The organism is Oleiphilus sp. HI0067 (assembly GCF_001635735.1).
The window spans coordinates 113148-119613 of the sequence record NZ_LWFI01001420.1; the positions used below are offsets into that span (position 1 = coordinate 113148).

General features: G+C 43.0%; 7 protein-coding genes. 2 read left to right on the forward strand and 5 right to left on the reverse strand.

Annotated features, from left to right (window positions below):
* Nucleotides 1-28 precede the first annotated feature (28 nt).
* Genes A3739_RS23035 through A3739_RS23045 form a run of 3 tightly spaced genes read right to left on the reverse strand, consistent with a single transcriptional unit; the run spans nucleotide 29 to nucleotide 2007 of the window.
* Nucleotides 29-865: a DNA-binding domain-containing protein gene (locus A3739_RS23035; RefSeq protein WP_068475998.1), complete on the reverse strand. Its 837-nt coding sequence runs from the start codon at nucleotides 863-865 to the stop codon at nucleotides 29-31.
* Entirely contained in the window at nucleotides 855-1721 is an 867-nt protein-coding gene (locus tag A3739_RS23040) for a DUF692 domain-containing protein (protein WP_068502996.1), read from the reverse strand. Before A3739_RS23040 ends, A3739_RS23035 begins: the two co-directional genes overlap by 11 nt.
* Nucleotides 1722-1749: 28 nt before the next feature.
* Nucleotides 1750-2007, reverse strand: coding sequence for a DUF2282 domain-containing protein (locus A3739_RS23045; protein ID WP_068476000.1), 258 nt, complete (start codon nucleotides 2005-2007; stop codon nucleotides 1750-1752).
* Nucleotides 2008-2209: 202 nt separating this feature from the next.
* Between A3739_RS23045 and A3739_RS23050 the strand changes: the two genes are divergently transcribed.
* A complete protein-coding gene (locus tag A3739_RS23050; protein WP_068476001.1) occupies nucleotides 2210-3001 on the forward strand; it encodes a carboxylesterase in 792 nt (263 codons plus the stop codon).
* Here the strand turns inward: A3739_RS23050 and thiI are convergent.
* Nucleotides 2998-4461 (reverse strand): tRNA uracil 4-sulfurtransferase ThiI, encoded by a 1464-nt coding sequence (gene thiI, locus A3739_RS23055; RefSeq protein WP_068476002.1) that lies wholly within the window; start codon nucleotides 4459-4461, stop codon nucleotides 2998-3000. The two genes, A3739_RS23050 and thiI, sit on opposite strands and share 4 nt — an antisense overlap.
* Nucleotides 4462-4601: 140 nt before the next feature.
* Between thiI and ppnN the strand changes: the two genes are divergently transcribed.
* Complete coding sequence (ppnN, locus tag A3739_RS23060) at nucleotides 4602-5975, forward strand: nucleotide 5'-monophosphate nucleosidase PpnN (RefSeq protein ID WP_068476003.1); 1374 nt, start codon at nucleotides 4602-4604, stop codon at nucleotides 5973-5975.
* 85 nt (nucleotides 5976-6060) lie between these two features.
* On the opposite strand, the gene A3739_RS23065 is transcribed toward ppnN, so the two are convergent.
* A complete protein-coding gene (locus A3739_RS23065) occupies nucleotides 6061-6375 on the reverse strand; it encodes a c-type cytochrome (RefSeq protein WP_068476004.1) in 315 nt (104 codons plus the stop codon).
* Between the last annotated feature and the right edge of the window lie 91 nt (nucleotides 6376-6466).

Genomic DNA, 6466 nt, shown 5'->3' on the forward strand with positions numbered 1-6466 from the left:
ATAAAAATCCTTATACTTAATTGTTTCGTTATAAACGCGTCAACGCGCCTTGTTTTAGAAGAAAGCTCCAAGCTTCACTGAGCTCTGCCGCTAAAGCTTCTTCTGAGTCATACATCTTCTGTTCTAGCCAAAGCTGCTCGAATGCTCTTTCGAACGCTTGTGTAGGAGAACATCCTTCATCGAACGCAGTAAGAAGCGCACAAACAGGCAGAGAAATTGATGTCACGCATACCTGATAGTCTTGTCGCCACACCATAACGATCTCTGCGGGAGCATCTAAGGAAAAACTAGCCCCATTATTTGAATCAACGCTAGCATTCTCCTGTTCGTTGAATTGCCACAAGCTATAGAGTGGAAAGTCCGACCGAATGATTGAGAGACTTGGATGAAGACCAAGTTGTATATTGGCTTGATCAACACCAAGGACGTTCTGAAGATCAGCCGCAAAAACTGCCGATACATCACAGCTATGAAATGCTTGATGCCAAGACCAGTCGACACTAGCGACATCACTCACATATGGATAATCATGCAAGGGTTTGAAGCCTTCACAAAAGCATGGAAAGCCTTCCCCAAAATCATCCAAACTAGGCGTTTTGGATGGGTGATTTTTAATATATTGACGCGCTAAGGCATCAAAAAACTGATCACCAAGTGCTGCCAACACTCTCGGAAAAACCGCACGTAATGACGCAGTGAAATTACCGAGCATGCTGCCATGGTAAATATCAAAATGCTGTGTGGCTGACAGTTTATTTGAATCGCAAATCAAGGCTTCTACGTTTGCGATTTCGCCCTGATAGAGTCCATGAATAAACTTATCTTGTAATGCATTTAACGCATTACTTTCAGGTTTAGGCGACATAATCAGCCCGATCTTTGATGTGATGATTATGCTGTTCCCAATACTGTCTCGCTTTACTTAACTCTTTCAATAACACTGAGTATTCTGGGATGTCTGTATCCCATTCAATCAATGTAGGCACAGAGCCAAAGCGCTTGAGCGCCTCTTCATAAAGCTTCCAAACATCGTCATGTACCTGGGCGCCATGTGTATCAAGTAAATGTGTACCCTGGTCTTCAAACCCTGCTAGGTGTAATTCCTTCACGCGATCTGCCGATAGTCGCGCCAAATAATCTTTAGCATCAAACTGATGATTCTGAGCACTCACGTAGATATTGTTGATATCGCACAGCAACAAACAGTCTGCGCGCTCAAGTACTTCGCACAAGAAATCAACTTCACTCAAATAACTGTCTTTAAACTCAAGATAGCTGGAAACATTCTCGATCAGTATTTGGCGACCTAAGTATTCCTGGACTTGCTCAATACGCTCAGCAATATGTTTTGCCGCAAGCTCTGTATAAGGCATTGGAAAAAGATCATGCCCGTGAAGACCTGATGCGCTCGTCCAACATAAATGATCAGAAACAAGTGCTGGCTGAAAACGATCAACAAGCGCTTTGAGTTTTTTTAGATAATCTTGGTTCAAGGGGTCTAAGGAACCCAAAGATAAACCGATACCATGAAAGGTGATGGGAAAGCGTTCTGCTATTTGCGACAGATATTGAAGAGGTAAACCTCCGTCACCCATATAGTTATCTGTTAGCGCTTCAAACCATTGAGGATGATTCTGTCCAGAGAGTATGTCTTGATAATGCTGCGAACGTAGACCAAGACCAAGGCCTTCAAGCGAAGAGAAAGGGGAAGCTGAGTTCATTGCTCTTAGTCCAGTACGCTGCAAAATGTTACTTCACTTTACCGCCAACGATTTTTTTACATGTTCCTTCTGGAACATATACCCACTCTTCTGGGTCACCATCAACCGTTGCTTGACCAGCACAGCTATGCTTGCTCGTACCACAGTCATTCATACCTGCTTTGGCAATACCTTGGCATTTCTCAAAACCTGGCTTTCCTGCAACCGCATCAGACGCTGCACCCATTACACCCATTGCTACAAGACCAGCGATGGTTGACTTAGTTAGTGTTGCTACCTTTGACATCTATTATTCCTCTTTTTTTGATTAGATATTTTTGATGACGACTGCGCGCTTCCGTCCCAAATAAAGACTAGTAGGGGTTTTGGAAGTTCATATTTTTTTTGATTATTTTTAGAAAAACTCTTTTTCTGGCCATATTTCTAAGATTTAAACGCTTGAATTTGAACGCTTCTCTGAACAAAATGCGCATTCAAGGAGTAGTATCATGACATCATTGTTTTTTGTGCACGGTCTGTGGGCAACGCCAAGAATTTGGGAAAACTACCAAGATTATTTTTCTAATCTTGGTTATCGGGTTATTTGCCCAGCACTGCCTCAGCATTTCTCTAAGAATCAAGCACAACACCCTGCCCAATTGAGCTTACAAAACTATGTTGATCAACTTGAAGAAGACTATCGACTGGTCGCCGAAGAAAGCAATCATATTGTTATCGTCGGTCACGGGGCGGGATGTGTTCTGTCACAACAGCTAGCTATGCGCACTGAGCCTGATGCACTTATTCTTCTTGCTCCAGAAGCGGCTGCAGGGCTAGGTAATGCATTTCCAACCACTCGCGCCCTGAAAGATGTTTGTGCTACGCCTTTGTTCTGGCAAAAGGGGGTAAAGCCTAGTTTTAAATCTGCCCGCGAATATTTGTTCAACACAATGACTGAAAAACAAGCGCAAGCTGCTTATTCACAAATGTGTTTTGAATCAGGCTTAGCACTTAAAGAATTGTGGTTTTGGTATCTAGATACGAAGAATCGTTCAGAGATTGAAAGAGAAAAAATCGACTGCCCAATTATGACCTTAGCAGGAGCCAAAGATCGCTATAGTTCAGCGAGAACGGCTCGCCGCATTAGCCGGCATCTCGGTCAAGGACGGCATTTCCACCGTTTGCAAAAGTTTGGGCACATGATCCCGCTTGAAGACACTCACTTTGAGGTCGCGAAACAAATGCATGTTTGGCTATGCTGGCAACTTGGTATGCAAAGCCAAAAAAACAAAGCGGTTTAAGCGAGTTTAAAAACCGCTGTATCGAAGTCCATCCCTTTTAAATGGCTTGCATGAAGCTGACTCATCGTTCCCTTTTCGCAGAACAACAAATAGCGTTTTGCTTTATCTAAGCGCTCAGTTTCACTCATCAGCTCATAGAAAGGAATATGCAAGACTTCATTGTTGGTCAAGGTAAGCGGAGATTTATTCGCCTCTTCAGGGCCTCGAATATCAATCACCACATCACCAACTTTAGGTAATGTCGTTACATCAACATCCACCACATTTTTCTGCTGATGCATAACCTGATCAATTTTTTTAACGACGGCATCTTCAATCGCTTGATCTAAAACAGAAAAATCAAAATTACCTTCTTCTTCCTCTACTTTAGCAAGCTTCGCACAGGTAGTTGGTTTGTCCGAAATCACACCACAGTACTCCGGCATATTCTTTGCGAATTCTTCGGTACCGATTTTTGCAGACAATCGAATGATATCGAGCTTATCCATCGTAATCAGAGGACGCAAAATGACTGTCTCAGATACACGATCAATAACATTCAAATTTGTCACGGTTTGACTAGAAACTTGAGCGACTGATTCGCCTGTCACAAGCGCGGTCACATCCATTTTCTTTGCTATTTCTTGCGCAGCACGAACCATCATTCGTTTAAGCACCACTCCCATATGTGAATGGTTAACGTGCTTGAGAATCTCACCCACAACACCTTCAAATGGCACCGAAATAAAGTGGACTCGATGAGAGCGACCATATTTTTCCCATAAATACAGAGAAACTTGCTTAACACCGATTTCATGCGCGTCACCGCCGAGGTTAAAGAAACAAAAATGCGTTTTTAAACCTCGTTTCATTGTTAAATAACTAGAAACGGTTGAGTCAAAGCCACCAGAAATTAACGACAGCACTGGCTCTTGCGTGCCAATAGGAAAACCACCTAAGCCTTCATAGCGCTCAGAAACGGTATACAGCGTGTCGTCGCGAACTTCTAACTTTACGGTCACATCAGGCTGCTTAAGAGAAACGCTTTCAGGTTCGCATGAACGAAGCAATGCGCCGCCCAAATAACGTTCTAGCTCACTGGAAGCAAATGAATGTTCTCCTGCACGCTTTACACGAACAACAAAGGTTTTCCCTTTGATTTGCTCCCCGTAAGTGTCGGCACAGATTTGAGCAATATCATCGAAACGGGAATCAATCCCTTCTAGCTCGTAGCTATCAACTTTTAAAACATTGGATATGCCAGGAATGCGCTGCAAAGCGTCAACGACCTTCGCTTCATCATTCTCATACCCAGGTAATAAACGTACTTCAAGCTTATCCCAGAACTCCTGAACCTTAGCCCCTTCAGTTTCTTTCAGTAACACAACTTGAACGTTTTGGCGCAATTGACGCACCAAACGCTTACGAACAGGCTTACTTTTAATGGTAATTTCAGGGAAAAGTTTGACGATAAATTTCATGCTGTCTCTCAAACCAAAATTTCTAGGCGCGGTATTCTATATGAAAACAATGCCAAAGTAGCAGCAATTTACAGTTCTTCACTGTCGTCAACACTATACTTACAGTGAAAGCCGAAAACTTACGTCGAAGGAGAGTGCGTATGAACAACAACGGTATTAATGCTCGCGTCACACCTAAAGGCAATATGGACATATTGTCTCGACACGAAGTGAATCTCCTGCGCAACAAGAAAAACGAACAACTACAAGAGCTGTTTCGTCGTTGCGCACTCGCTGTGTTGAACTGTGGATCCTTAAGTGATGACGGTGAAAGTCTCTTAGAAAAATACAAAGACTTCGAAATTAACGTCATTCAACAACCTCGAGGCATAAAACTCGATATTAAGAACGCGCCTGAAAGCGCCTTCGTTGATGGCTATATGATTCAAGGTATCAATAATCATTTGTTCTCAGTAGTGAGAGACATCATTTACACAGACAGTGTCATGATGAAAAACACGAGCTTGAACCTTAAGTCTTCAGAGCAAGTTACGAACTTTATTTTCCATTTATTACGTAATGCAAACCTGCTTAAAACAAACTGTGAGACAGATATTGTTGTGTGCTGGGGTGGTCACTCAATCAAACGTAACGAATACGAATACACGAAAGAAGTTGGCTATCAGCTTGGTTTACGTGCATTGAATATCTGTACTGGCTGTGGCCCAGGTGCGATGAAAGGCCCGATGAAAGGTGCTGCGGTAGGTCATGCAAAGCAACGCCATGCACTGGGACGATATATCGGTGTCACGGAGCCAGGCATTATTGCAGCAGAGTCTCCAAACCCAATTGTAAACGAGCTAACGATACTGCCCGATATCGAAAAGCGACTTGAAGCGTTTGTGCGCCTTGGACACGGAATTATTGTCTTTCCTGGTGGCGTCGGCACTGCTGAAGAGATTCTGTATATTCTCGGTGTATTGATGCACCCAAAAAACAAGGCGATGCCCTACCCCTTGGTGCTAACTGGCCCCGAATCAAGTCGGGATTATTTTGAAATGATCGATACCTTCATCGGACAAACACTTGGTACAGAAGCGCAAGTGCTCTATAAAATCATTATTGATGATCCAGAATCTGTCGCCAAATATATGAAATCAAATCTCGAAAAAGTCAAAACATATCGTCGCAAACGCCGCGATGCGTATTACTACAACTGGCTACTGAAGATTGATCCTATATTTCAAAAGCCTTTTGAGCCGACACATGCATTGATGGCTAACCTTGACCTCCATAAAGATCAAGAGCCTCATCAGCTCGCCGCCAATCTACGCTGTGCTTTTTCAGGAATCGTTGCAGGTAATGTCAAAGCGCAAGGATTAGCTGAGATCAAAAAACACGGGCCCTTTCAAATAGCAGGTGATCCAGAGATTATGTTATCGATGGATAAGATGTTACGCGCTTTTGTTGATCAAGGAAGAATGAAGCTGCCCGGTAGTACGTATAAGCCTTGTTATCGTATCGTGAACAAATGAATGCTAGTTGTTAAATAGCTTTGGCAAGAGCATTGAAAAAGCCGAACGATGTTCGGCTTTTTCAATCATTAAGCGTTGAACGCTTTTATTTCAATGTGCTGAAGTATTCAGCAAGGTTCTGCATATCCGCATCAGTAAGAGCAGCCGCCTGTGCTTGCATGATTGCAGCCATTCCACCATTGCGCTGTTTCGCTTTGTAAGCCTTCAAAGAAGAGACCAAATACTCTTTATTCTGTCCCGCCAAATTAGGGTAAGTTTTGATCGTTGCAATGCCATTTGCACCATGACAAGCAGCACACACAGCTGACTTAGCTTTACCTGCAGCGGCATCACCTGCCATCGCAAAACTAGAACCTAAAGTAACACTCACAATCCCAGCCATTAGTACTTTCTTTAACATATCCTTCTCCTAACAATGTGTACTACTTCTAATCAAATAAAGTCAGTGTAGCAGAGAACTTTGAAATACAAAGTGTCTCGACTTTAACTAG

Excerpts from the sequence above, each read along its gene's own strand:
- A3739_RS23040 (WP_068502996.1), bottom strand. The coding sequence starts at position 1,721 with ATGAACTCAGCTTCCCCTTTCTCTTCGCTTGAAGGCCTTGGTCTTGGT.
- A3739_RS23065 (WP_068476004.1), bottom strand. The coding sequence starts at position 6,375 with ATGTTAAAGAAAGTACTAATGGCTGGGATTGTGAGTGTTACTTTAGGT.
- A3739_RS23050 (WP_068476001.1), top strand. The coding sequence starts at position 2,210 with ATGACATCATTGTTTTTTGTGCACGGTCTGTGGGCAACGCCAAGAATT.
- A3739_RS23045 (WP_068476000.1), bottom strand. The coding sequence starts at position 2,007 with ATGTCAAAGGTAGCAACACTAACTAAGTCAACCATCGCTGGTCTTGTA.
- ppnN (WP_068476003.1), top strand. The coding sequence starts at position 4,602 with ATGAACAACAACGGTATTAATGCTCGCGTCACACCTAAAGGCAATATG.
- thiI (WP_068476002.1), bottom strand. The coding sequence starts at position 4,461 with ATGAAATTTATCGTCAAACTTTTCCCTGAAATTACCATTAAAAGTAAG.
- A3739_RS23035 (WP_068475998.1), bottom strand. The coding sequence starts at position 865 with ATGTCGCCTAAACCTGAAAGTAATGCGTTAAATGCATTACAAGATAAG.